Below are 18,905 nucleotides of genomic sequence, written 5' to 3'. Positions count from 1 at the left end.
TGTTTCACGTAAAAGCAAAGAATAACACTTATACTCTTGTTTCTAAACCTTTTATTGCATCGAACAAAAATTGAAGTGTCGGAGCTGTTCGTTGCTGTTTCTTAGCTTCTTCTAATACATATCCAACAATCGCATTAATTTCCGTCTGTCTATTCGCTCTTACATCCGCTAACATAGAGGATGTATTACGAGACGTTCCTTCACACACATTTCGTACCATTTGCCATATCATTTCTTTTTCTCCTCTAATAAGAAATGCGACCTCCTGGAACACTTGCTCCATCATTTGATAAAAAAAACGATTCGTGATTAATTCACCATTCTTAACTCCCAATAATGCTGTCAACGGATTGATACATACATTTACTACTAATTTTTTGTGCATAATCTCTTCCCAATCCGTTTCTATTTGAACTGGAAAATAAGCAACAGGAAAATAATTGAATATTTTTTTAAAATGTATAGATTGACCACAAACCACTCCAAATTTTGTTACCCCTATCCCAGTATGATGAACGATATGCCCTCCCTCTTTTTTCGCACCATGTTCTACAATACCAACAGCTATATTTTCACTCCCTATGTTCAGCATCTTTTGAAGATGCGACATTCCGTTTTGCAAAAAGATTAATGATGATGCCCCTTCCACAAACGGTAGTATGTGATCTATATGATATTGCTTCACAGCAACAAATATATAATCTAAATTTTGCGCTACCATACTTTCTATCGGTAAAACAGATGGATATACTGTTTCACATCTTCCATCTCTAATACAAGTTACACCTGTTTCCTTCAATTCTTCCGCCTGCTTAACCGTCCTAGTAAACAACGTAACATCTTGGTTATTTTTTTGTAAATAAAATGTATACAATAGACCAATAGCACCTGGTCCGACAATTCCAATTTTCATTTTCACACAAGGAATTCACATTAAGTGCCCTTGCCTTCCCCCCTTTATATCTTTTTAAAGCACATGAGCACGCCCTATAATTCCGCTGTCCTTTGCCCAACAAATACACTCTCATTTTTCACTATGTATGTACTACCTATTAATACGCTTCTACTCTTAGTTTAGCAAATCCTCAAAAAAATAAAAAAAGAAATATACTATCTTCTTCATAAAAATAAAAAAATGAGTTATAATATTATTGTAAATATTTTTACTTTTCTGCATTCAACGAGACAAGAAAAGGATGTGATGTAATGGGATTCCCAAAAGTTGAGCGCTTGCTCATCAATTATAAAACGTTAGATGAATTCAAAAAATTTAAAGGGTGCGGAGCCCAGGAACTATCTATGCTGGAAGAATTACAAGCAAACATTATTGAAAACGACAGTGAATCTCCATTTTACGGTATTTATTACGGTGGATCACTAATTGCACGTATGAGTCTATATATGAAAAGAAATGGCGGAGAACCATTCGAAATTACAGGTCCCTACCTCGAACTTTATAAACTTGAAGTATTACCAACTTTTCAAAAACAAGGATTCGGGCAAATGCTTGTAAATCATGCGAAACAAATGCAATTCCCTATTAAAACGATAGCACGTATTCATTCAGCTGGTTTTTGGGATAAATTAAATTTCAACCCCGTATCAGTAACTGATGGAGATTTTTATATTTGGCATCCAGAAGCAAATTTGAATGCGGTTACAAACGAAGAATCAGCTTAAGAAATAAAAAAACAGCTGTATAACAGCTGTTTTTTATTTCTTAAGCTTCTCTAACTTCTCATTCGAGCGAGCATTGTTTCTTTCCGCTACCATTACACTTCTTTTTTGATCGATATAATCAAGTAATGTTCTATACTCTTCTTCATATACTGATAACCGCTCCAGAAGACGCTCTCTTTCTGTTTGTAATGATTCAACTTGTTGTTGCAACACCGTTAAAGAGTTTTCATCTTTATAATTTTGCAAGAAATTAATAACATCATTCAACGTAATTGACGTAGGTTCTAACACCTTTGTCTCTTTCACTTCATAATTTTCTACTTTACGAAGTTGCTTTGCTTCCTCAATACGTTCTTTAAATTGCTTTCTTACGTAAGAATTCCATCTAAACCCACATGCTGCTGGTGTACGAGATAAATTTTTTCCCACTTCCTTAAAGGCAGAAAGTTGTGTTCCACCTTCTCGAATATGCCGGAGTACTACTTCTGCCAGAAGCAAATCTTCATCATCAGTCCAAGCATCTTGTCTTGTTGTCGCCATCTCTCTAGTCCTCCCTATGCATTTTTTATTAAGCATATGCAGTTACTAGAAAAGATAGAATACAACAACTAAAGATTAAGACAAAAAAAATAAACGCAGAAGATATCTTCTGCGTTTATTTTCCCGCAATTACTTGCTGATTACTTCTTTACCTTTGTAAGTACCGCATGCTTTACATACACGGTGAGCTAATTTCGCTTCACCACAGCTTGGGCACTCTACCATACCAGGTACTGATAATTTGAAATGCGTACGACGCTTTCTTTTTACTGTTTTAGAAGTTCTTCTAAAAGGTACAGCCATTCTTCCCACCTCCTTAAAAGAAATAGTTATTTTCATATGAAGGCCTGAACCAGTCTTCCGATTATTTGTCAAAAAACTTTGCAAGTCCTGCCAATCTTGGATCAACAGTCTTTTCTTTGTCTTCTTCCGAAATCACTTGCCAGTCTTGACCTTGCGTCGGTGCTCCACCAGAAACATCATCACTGAAAATTTGCATTGGAATCTCCAAAAGTATATTTTCCTTGATTACGGGCAGTAAGTCAAGTACTTCTCCTTCTAAAGAGTGAATTTCAGCTTCAGTTTCAAATTCTTCTTGTGAAGTTTGGAACACCTCAGTTGTTTTAATGTCAAATGGTAATGTCACATCTACTAAAGAGCGAGAACATGGTAAAACCATGCTTCCAGTTATATGTAGATGAAACGTAAACTTACCGGAGCCAAAATCAACTCTTCCCGTTACATGAACAGGATTAATTTCACGAATATCTTTCTCGACCTCTTTTAGCTCACTTACATCTACCATCTCATCCAATGTCAATCCTTTATTTCTCAATTTATTCAATTGATGGATGGACCATTTCATATCATATCACCTCAAGGCAACAAACAAAATTATAGCTAGCCATTTTATATTTGTCAATGTTTTTTCTTTACACCTCTAAAGAAGCATTGTGTCCATTATGTGTTAAAACGTGTGTTTTTGTCCAGCTATATTTTCTATTTTAGACAAAATGGACATAAAGTAAATAATAAATGTGGTACAAGTTGTGGTCAATGTGGTCTGCGTGGTCAAAAGAGAGTGGTCGTTTGCGATCACTCTCTTCTTATATATATATTCCCATTTACTATCCCCGTTAACTCCTACAGAATTAAATTTCTTGAATTACATATACTTTTACAAACACATCGTATTTTGCTGCCAGTTGTTCCAATTTCTTTTCTCTATATTTGGTTATGGTGAAGAAATGAATAACTGGCACTTTTCCGTTATATTTTTGTTTATATATTCTAGTAAGCTCCTCATAACATTTTAATTTTTCATCATTGACCACCATCTTTTGGGTACGATCTATTTCTACAGCATGAAGTATTCTGTCCTCGTCACGAAATTTCACATCAGGAATTATCTTCTTCTTTTTATTATCTTTTATATATCTAATTTCTGTTTCTATTTGCCAGTCATCTGGGCAAAACAAATGTAGCCAAGCTTCATTGCGTAAAATAGCATGTGCTACTCTACTATGATGAACTACTTTCCCTTCACCAAATAGCTTGTGCCCTGATTGATTTAAATAATAAACATATTCTTTATTGTGAGTTAATTTACTCGTGTAAGAAGAGAGATCCTTCATAATTCGATTTGCATTTCTTATCCCGCCCATATCATGCACACTCATTAAATGCCTTCTTGTCGCAAACTGTAGCTTCCTAATCGTCGCAAGAATCGCCATTTGACGGTTGATTTGCATATGCGTTTGCATCCTCATGTTTCTCCACCTCAAATTGTTTTAAATAATTCCACATCACTTCATTGCTAATATAAGGCACCTGTATTTCAGTAAGTCTATCGGTTTTAAAAATTGCACGACCAGGAATGCTTTTTATTGATTCTAATCCTGGTTCATCTATTACAACATTTGAAGCTGTTTGAGTTGGTAGCCTAAAACCTAATTTCGCATCACTATTTTGTTTCACTTGGCGTGGCAATGTATCTCCTGTAGGATACTGTGTACAGAAAATTAATCTAAATCCTAAGGCACCGCCTATACGAGCTATGTGGGACAGCATTTGTTGACACGCTCCCAATAGTCTTTGTTGTTCTTTTTTCATACTTTTATCAGGACAAAGTTCGGCTCCTTCGTCTACTATAATGAAGTACCGCTCTTTGATATTTGTTTCTACAACGTTTGTATAATGTCTATCTTTCATGTATTGCATTTTCTCTTCCATCTTCTCAAGAATGTCCTTTAATATCATAAAGGCTTCTACGGGCTTCTCAGCAATGGAAACTATTTGTTTTAAGTTCTTATATGGTCCGAACTCCAAACCGCCTTTTAAATCAATAATGTATAAATGAATATGCTCTGGTTGGGCTATAGTAAGTGAAGTAACTACATTCTTTAGAAACACCGTCTTACCCATTCGTGTGAGACCACCTAATGTCATATGTGGAGTTTTATCAAAATCATGGTAGATAAGTTTTTCTAAACCTTGGCCCATTGGTACACGCCATTTCCCTTGTGTCACTAAGTCATTTGACCATGACCATTTTTTCGGTATATCTCTATGAAACACACGAATATTTAATTTGTAATTGTCGTAATCAATTCGAACAGGTTTGTTCAATCCTTCAGAAACAACATCCTCAACTTTCTGAATAATTTTACTTGGCATTCCTACTGGTAATCGATATACATAAGTTGTGCTTCGGTCATCATTTTTTCGCTCAAGAAAAACCGGATACTGTAATCTCTCCTCAATCCGGATAGCAATTCCACTTACCTCAAAAAATACTTGTATCTTTTTACGGTCATCATCTTTACTTTTAAGTTTATCACCGAATATGGCGAATAATAATCCTGCGACCGGTACCGATAATAGCTCCAACATAAAATCACTCCCTATATCCCTCTTATAGAGGGTATATATCCCTGTTTCAAGGAATACGTGCATACAAGCAAAATCCCTTATGACATATAGAATATAAGCTTTCCACATCCTATTCCTTCATAGAAACATAACTAGAACATAACGTAGAAGGTATAAAAACGAGCCTGTAAGCGTTGTGTACAAAGTAATACGTGGAAGCCAATGTGGAACGTTCTTCCCCATTTTTTCTGCTACCTTCATTGCAACTACTGACAAACCTGTTGCCGTCCAAATAACTACCGCTTCTCCTGCGAGTGTCATGCCTATTCCTCCTCTTCTTTTTCACGAAATATAATACCTTTTCTTGTAAGGACTGCATCATAACAGTCCATTAAAGTTTCCCAATTTAAAATATCTTCTTCCTCACCGTATAGATCCTCTTCAATAACCTGGGATAAACTGAAATATCTTTTATATTCCTTGTTATTAAACACTTCATGATTTTTCATGTGATTCATAATTGATTCCGTTTCTGATCTTGATTTGGATTCATTGTACATCGAGCGTAATTCCTTTGACGGATGAAGATATGGAGTTGTGTTCAGATGATTGTACTGCCAACGCATGTAACCCTCTCCCCTCTTGATGTCCTTAGTTCCACTTGGTATTCCTGGTGGTCTTGATATAGGTATATGACTTAGAAAGAGTTATATTGCCTGTCCATTTAAACTTTTCTAAATGTTCCTTGATTAAATTAAAGGAGGACACATTTCCATATGCGAATTGTATATAATTAAAGAGGTGATATTGTGCGATTAAAATGTAAACTACGTGTTATTTTTGCTGAAAGAGAAATACGTCAAAAGGAATTTTCAAATCTTATTGGAATTAGTCAAACTACAATGAGCTCACTTGTTAATAACACGACGCTCCCTAGCTTTCTTACAGCTTACAAAATTGCAAAAGAATTAAAATTGCACATGGAAGAAATTTGGATAGAGGATATAGAGGAGGATAATGCAAATGTATAAAAAACTTATAAGTCTTTGTGTCGGAAGTACCCTATTATTAGGTCTAACAGCTTGTGATTCTTCCAAACCAAATGAATCAAGCGAAAAAACACACGTCAAATCTCAACCAGAAACTAAAAAAGATTTAACATCTCAGGATGAATTAAATAAGAAGATCAAGCAAGATGCTGAAGAAGTTAGTTTTGTTAAAGCAAATGGAGATCAATACGAAAAAGGAAAGAGACTTAAAGCTACAGGAACGGTAGATTTATTACTTAAATCTTCAGCATTACCTTCATTTGTCATAAGCACAAATGAAAATGATGGAAAAGGTATGTACACTATTCAAATTGCACAAAGTGGTGTGCAATCAAGCGAAAATGAAATAACTCTCAAAAGCGGATTGAAAATATCTAAAGGTGCAACAGTAACGATTTATGGCGCTTACGATGAAAAAGATAAAACAGGAATGCCTAAAATTAGTGCAACAGTAATTGAGCAATAAAAAAAGCCGTCATAATGACGGCTTTTATTTTTATTAATAAAACTATTCTTTTGTAAGAAATGACATCATATATAATTCCATTTTCTTGTTAACTTCACAAATTATTACTAAAAGAATACTGTAAATTCCACTATATCTATTTACTTTATAATTTTAATATAATAATATTACATACGTAATAAACACATAGGGAAGGAATGGAAAAGATGTTAAAAAAACTTAAAAAAACTATGGTCGTTGCTGCTGCTGCTGTAACATTATCTACAGGATTTGCAACAGTTGCACCACAAGAAGCTCAGGCGGCGCACTGGGCAGATTTAGATATGAGATGGGCTTTCAAAAATGGTATTGTTACAGCTGATTTAAGAGATAATCTAGCTACTCGTCAAGATGCCTGGTTAATGATTTACCGTGATAGAAAGCAAGCATCTCCAGGGGATGGGTATGCTCAAGCACGCGCCTATGTTATTAAACGACATTTTAGTGATGGTTCTCGTGGCACTGACTGGATAACTCGTAATGAAATGATAGGAATGCTTTATCAAGGCTTAGGTAACGGACCTGCTTGGAATTCAAAATACGGATTTAGCCGTGCAAGACAGTGGGGAATTAACAATGGTTTCTATGATGGTTCTCGCGGAAATGATTTTGCGACAAGAGCTGAAATTATAGCTATGTTGCATAGATTAGATGGGAATCGCTAAACAATACAAAAGAGGACTGCTAGTAGTGAGGAGTCCTCTTTTTCTTTATGTTAATGTAAGCCCACTCACATAGGTTTCATTTCTCTTATTTTTGTTCCTTAAACTATTCTTTTGTATAGTAATACTTTAATCCTTTAGCATCTAACCATGCTGTTGCTTTATCTAACTCACTACCTTGACGATAATCCGACTCAAAATAAACAAGCCCCTGACGATCTCCACGAGAAACAATTTTTGAAGTGTATCCAAGCGTATCCATCATTTGAATCATTTCTGGAATTAAATTTACACCAAATTCATAAGTAATCACCTTATTATTTTTGTTCACGATAATCTCCACTCCTTCTTGTTTATACGATTTATTTGTAAACCAATCTAACGACTTGCTTCCAATTAATTCATTCAAATCACACTTTCCAATACCAGGTACATTTCCTGTTTCAGTGTATTGCCAGATATCACATGGATAAGCTGGTCTATTCCCGCCATAACGAGGAATCCATACAAAGTCAGATTTTACATTTGCCATTCCGAATGGAGCATACATATGATGGCCAACATATAAACCAACTTTCTTAGCACCTAATCTACGTAATTCATCGATAAAAGCCTGTGTACCTGCTCGCATGTCATCCATTGTTTTCACTTCTACATCAGCCACCCAGACTGTCGCGCTCTTATCTCCACGATTCCAGAAGTCTCGTGCTTCTACACGTGCGTCATTCTCAGAAACGAAACGACAGAATGCATAGTTACCAAAAGGGATACCATGTTGCTTCATAGCTTGTACGTATCCCTTATATAATGGATCTACATAATTCGAACCATCTTGTACACGAGCGATGATGAAATCAATGTGTTGTTTTGCCACGGGCCAATTAATATCACCATTCCATTTTGAAATATCTACAGTGTAACCCATTATTTATCCTCTCCTTCGCTATTTACATCATGATCAGACCAAATCCCCAATGTGATACCAACAGTCAATAAATAAGGCGCTAATTCATCCAAAAAGCTTTTTGCCTCTGGAACACCAAACTTCGTAAATAAAAATCCAAGCAAAGAAAAAACCGCAACCCATGTTTTCCAGTTGCGGAGTCGTTTTTTAATATTCTCTTTTGTCATAGTTAATTTATCTCCTTTTCTACATTATCTAAGCGTTTATGTGCTTGTTTGGCACTCTCTTCAACTCTTGTAATGCGCTCTCCAAGTACAATCATTTGCTTTTCATTTGCCTTTAAATCAATACGAATATCATCAACTCCTTTACTGATGTACTCCAATTTCGCATTTGTTTCTGCCCCTTGTCTACCATCTGACTTAATCTCTTTCGAGCGATTCAGTGAATAAGACATATATCCTATCAATGCTGACGCGATTGCGATAAGTGCTCCTACTTCAATTGTCATTTCTTCACTCCTTTTTATGCTGCAAAGTAACTTGGGTCCATTCCAAATATCTCTGCAATATCTTCCTCACTTCTATCTTTCAAATAAGATTCAGTTGTGGAAATATCAGAATGATTAGCGAGTGATTTTAATTTTTCAAGTGGTACTCCTTGTACTTTTAAATTATCTAATCTGCTATGACGGAAACAGTGAGGATTCATTTTAAATTCTTTCCCTTCCTTTTCGGTTAGCATCTTAGCAAATATGTCGCACCAATAATTAAATACACTCTTGTTCAATCTTTTTCTCTCACCATTCTTATAAACACGCACAAACAAATCTGGAATAGTATCCTTACCTCGCTGATTTATATATAAACGAATACATTTCTGCACCCGGTGATTGTAATATAATCTAAACTTCTTACCACGTTTTCCTCGTACCACATTTGTATAATAATGTTCTGTAAGCCCTTCTTTTTGAACCTGGTAAACCTCATTCTTTCTAGCTGCACTGTAATAAGAAAGAGCTAAATACGTTGCTAACATATATTTTTCTTGCTCAAGTAATTCATCGATTAGCCAATTAATCTGGTCCTCAGTTATAAATGTGATGTCTCGAATTGGATTCTTAGGTAAACCACGCACCCTTGATCCTACGTTGAACTCGTAATTATAATCATCATCGTCAGCACAAAACTCAAGAGCTGAACGTAATGCACTCATCAATCCATTCACACGTGCGTTTGACATTCCCATCTCTTGAAAGATAATAGATAAATTCCGAATATCTTTACGTGTTAAATCAATAAGTTTTTTATTTTCGAAGTGTTCATGTATCAGAAACAGAATAATTCGTAAATCCCAACTGTATTGCTGTAAAGTGCTTGCCGCTTTCCCTTGCGATTTCTTTTCAATGAGAAAATCTTTGACTAGGTTTTTATTTTCCTGGCTAACATGCTTTTCATAAATTACTTGGTCTACTATTCGTTTCACACTGATCATCTCCTCAAAATAAAAAGAGAAGTGAAATCACTCCTCTTGATTAATGAATTGAATCAAAGCCGTATTTAATGCAAAATAAAAAACAGCTTATGGCTGCTCTGGTTTCTCATTTATCTTTTGTTTTAGTATGCCAGTTCGTTATATTAGTTGACCACTTCCGTTACATCTTTTAAAACAATTACATAGGTTGCTCTTTGTAATACTTTGTGTTTCGTTTCTAATCCACCAAAAGCTTTTTCTATACACTTCCACTTCATTTCCTTACCGTCAAACACATCATATCCGGATAACATTTGAAATCCATAATTTACTACATCGCTCCCAAAATCCGGTCGCATTTTAAACCATCCTTTCACATTTGAATGTGTAGTATGTGGAATCGCTTGTTTTCCTAATGTAGTTAACTCGTTTATTAAATCTTCCGGAAGTTTAAACAATGGAAATTCAGAAACCATTAATGATTCATCATAATTTAATTGTTCTCGAACTCTATCAGCATTGATATTGATAATCATATGATTCTCCTCTAATAAGATATCAGAACCATGATCGATTGTTAATTCATCAAATACCGGTTTGAAAAATTTAGCCATAATAATTCACTCTCTTTTCGTTTTATTTGTTTAGTAATTGTTGCACTAATACCTTTAATTCATCAATTTCAGCTTTCATTGAAACTTTCTCAAGTTTTTCTGCTTCAAGTTGTTCTTTAAGAGTGTCAACTTCCTGCTTCAACATACCGTGGTCAAATTGAAGATTTTTAACTTTAAAGTCAACTTCTTGTATTGCTTGAATAGAAATTGAAACCGAGCTATAAAGTGTTACAGCGTCTTTCTGTGGTGTGGTGAATACATCGTCAGAGTCCTCCGCAATCATACCGTAATTAATTGGAAGTGTAATAGACTCCCCTGACTCGAAGCGTTCAACATCTCTTATAAAGTGATACTGTTTGATGTTTACAGAGTTGATTTTATCTAAAGCAGAGAATGGAAGGTCTTCTATGTCCGTTTTAAGCGTACGAGAAGAATTAGGGATAAATTCTTGCGCCCACATACGCCCTGTGGCAGATATATTTTCTTTAGCTCGCAGTGTTCTTAACTCTATATCTCGCCATCCATTACCATACACATCTTTAATTTGTAAATTCATATCATAGCCTGATACAAGACTTGCTCTTAGCATTAATCTTCCCATGTTTAAATCATGATCATTAACACCATTGGCAAAGTATATACTGTTACCAGTACTTTTTCTATCAAAATGAAACTCACCATAGTCATTTTTAAAATAATGTGGCTCTGTTGTTGTCACTATAAACTTCCCGTATCCTCGAGCCCATCCTACTGAGTTAAAAACAATGTCATTCAAATTATCAAAGTATAATCTTCCGGCTGCATATGTATACATATGCCCACCGTCATTCTGCATTTGAATATATGATGACCATATACTATTACCTTCCGCATTTTGTCCTTTAGATAATCCAAATGTAGCCCAAGCTTTAGATGGTTCTTCAACGCCATTAATTCGTGGAGTCGTTTGATAAATATAGAACGATCCTGTACCAGTGAACTTTCTGTTATCAGAGCCAAGAACAAATGAAGGTTGGATACTTCCATCAGTTGTTTCCATAAATCCTATATAACCACGTGGTCTATCTAAATCAAAAATCTTCATGTCTTGCCTATTTATTTCAACAAATCTGTCTCCACTCGTTTTAAGAGTTACCCCTTCTAAAACTTGTCCTTTAATATGACTCGCTGTAATAAAACCTTTTAAGTTAATTCTGTTCGCATTCAAAGTAATGTTTTCTTTACTCATATTGAATGCTGCAATTACATCATTTTCTTTTACAGATATACTAACGCCCTTTTCAGTTAACTGAAGACGGGTTTCCATATCTCTTACATAAGATGATGTGGCAAATTGCCCATTGGCTTGCTCTTTTGTATATACCTCTGTCTTTTTAGCTGAGGCATTGATTCCCTGTTCATTGATAGTAAAACGGTTATCAATCAAAGTCATTTTCTGATTAAATTGCTCAGTTGCAAGTTTGTTAGCTAGTTCGCCCAACAAATCTTGTTTATTTTTATCAACTGTTTGCTTCAACTCAGGTATCTTAAATCCAGCAACATAATCTTCTACTTGTTTAAGCTCGACTTTCGCACCGATTGCTGTTGCCTGTTGTTCAAGTTTTGAATTTGCATCAGTAAGCTTTTTCCCTTGATCTGATACTACATTGTTCAAATTACTAACTGTGGTGGATAGTCCACTTGCTGTTTGTTCCACATCACTCATACGTTGTTCATATCCAGCTTGGCTATTTTGAACACTTTTTACACTGGTTTTAACACCCTCCACACTTTGCTCAATTTCAGTTGTTTTTTTCGTGAATGTTTCTTTAGAAGTAACTTCATCATTAGCTAGTTGCCATGTAGTTCGTATATTACCTTCTTCAAATTTTGCATGGTGAGAATTTAAATTCCCATCAATATTGCGCCCGGAATAGTAAAATCTAATTTGGGTTACGTCCTTGTCTTTGGTCTTGAATGTATATGATAATGGTTCATCTTTATAATCCACATTAACCTTTAATTTCGAGTCTGTTCTTATAGACCTATACTCTTGCTCTCCATCCGTATACGTTATCGCTGTTTCTACACCGAACCAAGGATTTGTATTAAGTTTAGTCATTTTCCCAGTGAATAAAAAAGAAATAGTAAACGTCTTATTTCTGTAATTAATCTTATTAGAAAGAGTCATTTGTTTACTATCTGACCAGGTTCCAGCCATGTTCTGTTTGTTTAATCCTGATTCTGAATCACTTGCTAGATTGATTGAACCTACAGAAAGATTACTCATATCAGTTTGTAATTGTTCAATAGTCTGCTTATTTGAAGTGGCCGTATTTTTTATTTCATTTGTTGTTTTTGTTAAATCGTTTGTTGTTTGCTGCACCTCGGAAATTGTCTTTTTGGTGCCTTCCACAGTTGATTCAACCGTATTTAATTTATTACTAATATCAGTATCTTTTTTCGTTAACGATTCAATAGAAATTTTAAATCCATTAGAATCCTGTTCAAACTGAGTTACTTTCTTATTGATCTCACCTTGTTTATTTTCGATATTAGTAATTGTACGGCTGACACCTTGTAAACCTTCCTGCACTTCGTTGAATTGTCCTGTAGCTTGATTCTGTGCTTCTTTAACCTTTTGATTTAACTCCGTTTTCGTAGACTCAATATCTTTATTCACCTGATCCAATGTTTCTTTCTTAACCGATTCCACATCAGGAACAACCGATTCCCAAGCTGCGCCTGTCCATATCTTTAAAATACCAGGTTTTCCATTACTAATATCACGCCAAAGTGTCTTATAAGGTTTAAGTCCTGTTGTCGGTGGATTCTTAGCTTCAATGATGTCTACCGTGTTATTTTTAAGATTCTCTTGCACTTTTTCAGCCAATGTTTTCGCTGCTTCGGATTCTTTCTTAGCATTATTAGCTGTTTCATTTGCATCTTTCACTAATCTATCTAACTGATCTATCAGTTCTTGCTTATTTCCTAGTGAACTAAGGATACGATTGTAAATCTTTCGTAGTTCTTCATTTGGATCAGTAATTTCACGATAATCACCAAACACATATTTATCTTGTGTAGGATCTGTAAAAGATTCATCACCAGCGATTGTTCTCGCTTCTAAATAAAGCTTAGGTGTGAATCCAGTATCTTTAATTCGAATTGTATCTCCCTCATTGATTAACTCGTGAGCTAGTCCAAATACACGCCCTATACTTTGTGCTTGAACATCATAAGAAACCGAGGTATTCACACGTTTTGCTAACTCTGTTTTCATAAGAGTCAATAAACGTTCCGGTGTTATATCTTGTTCTGTTTCTGGTGTGTAAAATCCAAATTTATGTTTACCTTTTTCGTTCCAACGTTGAAAAGCATCGTTATCCACAATATATGGCATACCTTTGTTTATATCTGCGATAGTGAGAACTTCTCCGCCTTCTTTTTTGATAAAACCAATTAAAGCGGTACAAATGTTTTGTGAGTTTTCAATACGCTTAATTCCAACTAAATCTTTACCTAACGTGACTTCCTTTCCTGTTTCTCTTCCTCTTTTTTTCACCATGTCTACATACCAACCTACAATTTGAGAACCAGCCACTTCAACACGGTATATAATTTCTAGTTCAAATAGGGAAGCAATCTTTTTTAAGAAACTCAATGGATCTATAAATTCGTCAATAGTCATAGAATGAAATCCAGCGTACTCCGTTTTACCACGCTTCCATTTTGTACCTACGAGAGCAATATCCATAAATTCATTTACTGTCTTGCCTTCAATTTTCTGCGGACGAATATAATCATCTTTAGCAAGATTAATCCATGCACCCGATGCGTAAGTAATGACGGATCTATCGTTTGGGTCTTTTTCTACTTCAGTGATTACATAGGGAACAATACGCCCATCCCTTACTTCTTTTAATACTAAGTTTTGTTGCATAAGTGTTGCTGCATATTTCGTGTTATCAAATACTTTAAACTCTAAAGTATCAATATTATTCTTGATTTCCCAATGACGTTTATCATCCCAATAATCTTTTGGTTGTATAGCTGAAACGGTTTGACTCGTTTTAAAATCAATAATATGTAAGATTCCACTTGGTGTTCTCATCTAAACCGCTCCCTATATTTAACCTTTGCTGTTCCGATATCAGAAGGCATGATTTCTAGTGTATTCATACCTTTATTAATGACAGGAAAATTACTGAAAAAGTCCTTAATATTAATTGCATCCTTCCCTTCAATCGTTACATGACTATTTTCTGTATCAATTACAACTTTATCGCCCACATCTACTATATAAGGCGGTGTATTTTTGGTATTTAAATTTACTTTCCAAAACTTTAAATCACTAACAGACATAGCTTCTACTGGCGGTACATCTTGCCATTGCATGATACTAATCTGTATTTGAGCTGCTTTTTCCATATGATAGTTATTTTCGTCTGTCCATCGTGCAAAACGTTCTGAATCATCTTTTTCTGTCCCCGGAAGAAATTTCGAAATATACGCTTCCCACACATTCCCTGTTCTAGCTATCCATAATCGACCAAAATATTGATTCCATGTATTTGGATAATCACCGCTCTCATAAATCAATCCTGTTTTTCCTGGCTTGTTATCGTATCCAATAACCATCGTTCCAAAATTTTGTTCAGCTTGCCAATAGAGATCGTTCATAGCAATTTTTGAAAGTACCTTACTATTTTCATCGAGTATTGCTATCTCAACTCGTCCCATTTCATTGATTTTCTTACTCTTACAAGTTACGTAGGCTTGCATAATAAAATCTTGTACTGGACCACCAGGTATACTCTTTTTAACAGCTGCACCATGCCATCCTTTACCTGTTCCAGTACCAAAATCAGAACAATAAAATTGATATTTATCTGATTTCATTTCGCCAACTGGCTCACCATCTTCCATTGCACTGACTTTACTCCATCCGACCGTAGTAGCCATTTCATCCCATACTATACGTTGATTCCTTTCTACAGGCTTTTCTACAGTTTTAAGTGGCATACCGATACGAAAATAATCTCGATCACTTAAGGATACTCCGCCGAACCATACATCTAAAAAAGTGTTTGGTTTCGTAATGTTAACCTCGATAATAGGATTAGAATGAACGGTTCCTTTGTTTTGAACATTTGCTGTTAACCCAAGCGCACCTGTTTGAAAATCTACTGTTCGAGTAGGTCCTAATTTATAAGGCATTGGACAAATAAATTTCAAAGTACCTTTACCTAACGTAACGAAATCATCAGGATTAAAATCTTCATCAATTATAGCTAAATATGTTCGATCAGGAGTTGCATCAAATACTAGATCAACTGCTTCTTCTGTAATTAACCATGCTGCTATTTCTTCTTTTAACGTTTCTAAATCTGTTCTATCTGGAACGATAATTCCTACAGGAACAGGAAGTGGACGAGGATCTGTATCCGTTCCTAATAATCTTGCGCCTGGATATCCAGGTGTTTTTAAGAAATTACGTTTTAGAGGTGCCCATGTTGGTGGACTCCATCCTTTTTCTATTTGAATATATTCTTTTCGTTGATTGTTAAATGTAAAAGAGCTCATTTTGACACCCCATTTCTTTATAAAATAAAAGAAACCCAAACCTAAAAGGCTGAGTTTCTCTTGTTTTCTCTATCTTGATATTCAGTTGTATATCGATAAGTACCACGTGCAACTTCTCGTCCATCTAAATTAACAGGCACTTCAATTGCTAATCCGCCACCTGGGACCGCAAATTCACCATTTATTCCTTGAGTTTGATACAACCCATTAGCTTGTGCTCCTAAATTACCTACATTAACTGTTGGTACTGCCGCTGCACTCATTGTTTTAGAAGCTTGATTAATAATCCCTATTGAATTCTTCATGCCCTCTGCAAGTCCATCCCCAATACTTTTCCCAGCACTGTTACCCATTTGACTAAACTGTTTAAAAGTATTATTTACAGTATTAAAGATGTTTTCAAATGCGGAGGATAACATGTTATCTTTATTTGGATTTAAATTCGGATCATTATAGAAGTCTTTAAAAATTTGTTCTCTAAATCCAGCAACTTTTTTACCGATTTCTAGCCACTTTCCTGATTCTACAAATTCCTCTTCTAATATTTCTTGGAACGGATCGCCACTCTCTAACACACTACGTATATAACGCGCTACAGGGTTATCAGCACTCATACCGCTATTAACATCATAACCCTCTAATTCTTTACCAACTGCTTTCAATGCATCTCTCATGTCCACTGGTAAATGTGTAATCCAGTCATTTAGATAATCACCGTCTTCAAATATTGCTTCAAAGTATTTTTGGAGTGGATTATTATTCATCATTCCATTCATATTTGAACGATTAAATGCATTTAAAGTGTTTTCTAGAATGCCAAATACAGAATTTGATAGGTCTTGAACTACTTGAAGAACTACACCTGAAGATTGTTGAATACCGACTGCAAGACCACTACCAATATGTTTACCAACTTTATCACGCATCACACGTGATGGACTGTGGATATCAAAGAATCCAGTAAAACCATCTAAAATGCTGTTACCAATTGATCTAACTTTGTCCATTACTTTTCCAGCCATACTACCAAGACCGTCAATCAGACCACTTATAATGTCTTTCCCTATCTTAATTAAATCAACTTTTCTTAAAGTATCAACAATCTTCGGTATAATATCTGTTACGATTGTAGACCCTAATTGTCCTACCATGCTTACAATCCCTTTTATTAAAGCCCAAATCAATTGAACACCAGCCTCAAGGATTTTAGGTAAATTTTTAATTAATTCTCCTGCTAAAGTAATGATAAGTTTTAATGCTGCGGATATTAATTCTGGTAGAACTTTTATAATACCAGTAATTAACATGAGCAAAATTTTGATACCAGCTTCAAGGATCTTTGGCAAGTTAGCGATTAATGTGGATGCTATTTTAACAATTAAATCTAAGGCTGCATTAATAAGTTGCGGTAAGACTTTTACAATTCCATCGATAATAGCCATTAGAATTTTTATACCCGATTCAATTATTTTAGGTAAGTTTGCTAGTAATGTATCAGCTATTTTCGTTATAAGATTTATTGCTAAATCTATTAATTGCGGTAGCATTTTAATGATTCCATCTATTAAGCTAATTAATACTTTCACACCAGCTTCAATAATCTTTGGTAGATTTGATGTAATTGCTTCAATCAAGGTTGTAATGACTGTAATAATTGCTAAAGCGATCATAGGTAAAGCTTGTGTAATACCTGTGATTAACGAAACTAATAAATTTATTCCTATTTCAATTAACTGAGGTAAAAATGACATAATCCCATTAATAATGGTCTCAATAATCGTTACAGCTATTGGAATTAATTGAGGAATCATCTGCATAATCCCATTTATTAAAGTCATAATCAACTGAAGCCCTGTCTCTATAAGCATAGGTAAGACCTGTACAATTCCGGAAATTAAGGTTTGAATAATTTGGATTCCTGTTTGAACAATCATAGGAAGATAAGTAGCAATCATTTGTGAAATGGTATTAATGATTCCAACAATGGCTTCAAGGATAATTGGAGCCGCTACAACCAAACCATTCACAAAACTAGAAATCATTTGAGATCCAGCTTCAAGAAATTGCGGTAATGCTGTTGTTACGAAATTTGCTATATTAGTAAAGATATTTGTTATGGTTTCAAGAATTATTCCTGAGTTTGCATTTAAATACTCTGATATCGCTGGCAAATAACAAGATACAGAGACAAGAACACCAGGAAGTCCACCAATAATTGCGCCCGCTATAGAAGGGCCAATTGTCTTAAAAACCTCTCCTAATTGGCTAAAATCTCCTGAAAAAACAGCTTTCACAGCATCGAAAAGATGAAGACATGCTTCACGTATTTTACTTACTGCCAGTCCTATTATTTCAGCCGCATCCTGGAATCCTTTCGGTAAGTGCGTGATCCAATCATTTAAGTAATCACCATCTGCTGCTGTCCAAAATAGATATTTACCTAAAGATACTAATATGTCGATAAAACTTTGTATTCCACTTATCACGCCAGTAATACTATTTTTAAAACCTTCATTTGTTTGCCATAACTTTTTAATTCCGATTACCAACCCGACTATCGCTGCGGTGGCGGCTATAAATCCACCTACCACTAATGCAACTGGACCAGCAACAGCCCCAATACTTACACCTGCAATTCCAGCTATACTGGATAAGGTGACAAATACCGGGGCTAAAGCCATGCAAGCTCCAATTAATATTCCTAATGCTACAGCAACAGTTGTTAATGCTGCGGCTAATGCTGGATGTGCTGAAACCCAACTTGCAAAAGCTCCAATAATATTAGCTACAATACCCAACAGTGGCTCAAGTGCCATTTTTAAGTCACCCATTGCTTTTTGGAACTTCACAGCTGGACTTGCATCCATTTTCTTAATCATTGCATTTAACTCTTCTTGACTCACATTTAAATCTATAACTTTACCTTGAGCATTTAACAATGTATCTATAATGTTTTGCCCTTGATCTTCAAACATTGTCATTTTGTTATCGTAAAGGCTTTTTATCCTCTACTTCTTGCACTTCCTATTAATGCAAGCTCGG

The 18,905-nt window shown here is 35.1% G+C and carries 20 protein-coding genes; 4 read left to right on the top strand and 16 right to left on the bottom strand.

Annotated features, from left to right (window positions below):
- Positions 1–28: 28 nt before the first annotated feature.
- Complete coding sequence (gene panE, locus CGQ22_RS05415) at positions 29–913, bottom strand: 2-dehydropantoate 2-reductase (RefSeq protein ID WP_139032836.1); 885 nt, start codon at positions 911–913, stop codon at positions 29–31.
- Positions 914–1,206: 293 nt separating this feature from the next.
- Between panE and CGQ22_RS05410 the strand changes: the two genes are divergently transcribed.
- On the top strand, positions 1,207–1,680 hold the full coding sequence (locus CGQ22_RS05410) for an N-acetyltransferase (RefSeq protein ID WP_000506692.1): 474 nt from the start codon (positions 1,207–1,209) through the stop codon (positions 1,678–1,680).
- A 33-nt stretch (positions 1,681–1,713) separates the two neighbouring features.
- On the opposite strand, the gene CGQ22_RS05405 is transcribed toward CGQ22_RS05410, so the two are convergent.
- The 7 genes from CGQ22_RS05405 to CGQ22_RS05370 all read right to left on the bottom strand — a co-directional run bounded on the left by CGQ22_RS05405 (position 1,714) and on the right by CGQ22_RS05370 (position 5,717).
- Positions 1,714–2,220, bottom strand: coding sequence for an RsfA family transcriptional regulator (locus CGQ22_RS05405; protein WP_089148356.1), 507 nt, complete (start codon positions 2,218–2,220; stop codon positions 1,714–1,716).
- Between the two features lie 129 nt (positions 2,221–2,349).
- Positions 2,350–2,523: a 50S ribosomal protein L32 gene (gene rpmF / locus CGQ22_RS05400; RefSeq protein ID WP_001984764.1), complete on the bottom strand. Its 174-nt coding sequence runs from the start codon at positions 2,521–2,523 to the stop codon at positions 2,350–2,352.
- A gap of 61 nt (positions 2,524–2,584) precedes the next feature.
- A complete protein-coding gene (locus CGQ22_RS05395; protein ID WP_000872149.1) occupies positions 2,585–3,085 on the bottom strand; it encodes a YceD family protein in 501 nt (166 codons plus the stop codon).
- Between the two features lie 286 nt (positions 3,086–3,371).
- Entirely contained in the window at positions 3,372–3,989 is a 618-nt protein-coding gene (locus CGQ22_RS05385) for a replication-relaxation family protein (protein ID WP_002178874.1), read from the bottom strand.
- Positions 3,931–5,112: an FtsK/SpoIIIE domain-containing protein gene (locus CGQ22_RS05380; protein ID WP_089148404.1), complete on the bottom strand. Its 1,182-nt coding sequence runs from the start codon at positions 5,110–5,112 to the stop codon at positions 3,931–3,933. Before CGQ22_RS05380 ends, CGQ22_RS05385 begins: the two co-directional genes overlap by 59 nt.
- A gap of 117 nt (positions 5,113–5,229) precedes the next feature.
- Complete coding sequence (locus CGQ22_RS05375) at positions 5,230–5,412, bottom strand: hypothetical protein (RefSeq protein WP_061132202.1); 183 nt, start codon at positions 5,410–5,412, stop codon at positions 5,230–5,232.
- A gap of 2 nt (positions 5,413–5,414) precedes the next feature.
- Positions 5,415–5,717: a hypothetical protein gene (locus tag CGQ22_RS05370; RefSeq protein ID WP_089148354.1), complete on the bottom strand. Its 303-nt coding sequence runs from the start codon at positions 5,715–5,717 to the stop codon at positions 5,415–5,417.
- A gap of 183 nt (positions 5,718–5,900) precedes the next feature.
- Between CGQ22_RS05370 and CGQ22_RS05365 the strand changes: the two genes are divergently transcribed.
- The 3 genes from CGQ22_RS05365 (at position 5,901) to CGQ22_RS05355 (ending at position 7,310) form a co-directional block, all read left to right on the top strand.
- Positions 5,901–6,122 carry a helix-turn-helix transcriptional regulator gene (locus CGQ22_RS05365; protein WP_089148353.1) on the top strand — a complete coding sequence of 74 codons (222 nt, stop codon included), beginning with the start codon at positions 5,901–5,903 and terminating at the stop codon, positions 6,120–6,122.
- Complete coding sequence (locus CGQ22_RS05360; protein ID WP_089148352.1) at positions 6,115–6,606, top strand: hypothetical protein; 492 nt, start codon at positions 6,115–6,117, stop codon at positions 6,604–6,606. The genes CGQ22_RS05365 and CGQ22_RS05360 overlap by 8 nt, the downstream gene beginning before the upstream one ends.
- A gap of 206 nt (positions 6,607–6,812) precedes the next feature.
- Entirely contained in the window at positions 6,813–7,310 is a 498-nt protein-coding gene (locus CGQ22_RS05355; RefSeq protein ID WP_089148351.1) for a protein phosphatase 2C, read from the top strand.
- A gap of 103 nt (positions 7,311–7,413) precedes the next feature.
- Here the strand turns inward: CGQ22_RS05355 and CGQ22_RS05350 are convergent, their stop codons facing one another.
- From CGQ22_RS05350 to CGQ22_RS05315, 8 genes are all read right to left on the bottom strand, one after another.
- Positions 7,414–8,232 carry a GH25 family lysozyme gene (locus tag CGQ22_RS05350; protein ID WP_089148350.1) on the bottom strand — a complete coding sequence of 273 codons (819 nt, stop codon included), beginning with the start codon at positions 8,230–8,232 and terminating at the stop codon, positions 7,414–7,416.
- Entirely contained in the window at positions 8,232–8,438 is a 207-nt protein-coding gene (locus CGQ22_RS05345) for a hypothetical protein (RefSeq protein ID WP_000159647.1), read from the bottom strand. Before CGQ22_RS05345 ends, CGQ22_RS05350 begins: the two co-directional genes overlap by 1 nt.
- A gap of 2 nt (positions 8,439–8,440) precedes the next feature.
- Positions 8,441–8,722, bottom strand: a complete 282-nt coding sequence (locus CGQ22_RS05340) for a hypothetical protein (protein ID WP_089148349.1) — start codon at positions 8,720–8,722, stop codon at positions 8,441–8,443.
- A 14-nt stretch (positions 8,723–8,736) separates the two neighbouring features.
- Entirely contained in the window at positions 8,737–9,696 is a 960-nt protein-coding gene (locus CGQ22_RS05335; RefSeq protein ID WP_139032789.1) for a tyrosine-type recombinase/integrase, read from the bottom strand.
- Between the two features lie 152 nt (positions 9,697–9,848).
- Positions 9,849–10,298, bottom strand: coding sequence for a hypothetical protein (locus CGQ22_RS05330; protein WP_089148347.1), 450 nt, complete (start codon positions 10,296–10,298; stop codon positions 9,849–9,851).
- 22 nt (positions 10,299–10,320) lie between these two features.
- A complete protein-coding gene (locus tag CGQ22_RS05325) occupies positions 10,321–14,391 on the bottom strand; it encodes a phage tail spike protein (RefSeq protein ID WP_089148346.1) in 4,071 nt (1,356 codons plus the stop codon).
- Positions 14,388–15,863, bottom strand: a complete 1,476-nt coding sequence (locus tag CGQ22_RS05320) for a distal tail protein Dit (RefSeq protein WP_089148345.1) — start codon at positions 15,861–15,863, stop codon at positions 14,388–14,390. Before CGQ22_RS05320 ends, CGQ22_RS05325 begins: the two co-directional genes overlap by 4 nt.
- A gap of 41 nt (positions 15,864–15,904) precedes the next feature.
- On the bottom strand, positions 15,905–18,844 hold the full coding sequence (locus CGQ22_RS05315) for a phage tail protein (protein ID WP_089148344.1): 2,940 nt from the start codon (positions 18,842–18,844) through the stop codon (positions 15,905–15,907).
- Between the last annotated feature and the right edge of the window lie 61 nt (positions 18,845–18,905).

It is taken from the genome of Bacillus sp. M13(2017) (assembly GCF_002218325.1).
Taxonomy (GTDB): domain Bacteria; phylum Bacillota; class Bacilli; order Bacillales; family Bacillaceae_G; genus Bacillus_A; species Bacillus_A thuringiensis_K.
This window is presented reverse-complemented; position numbering and strand designations above follow the sequence as displayed.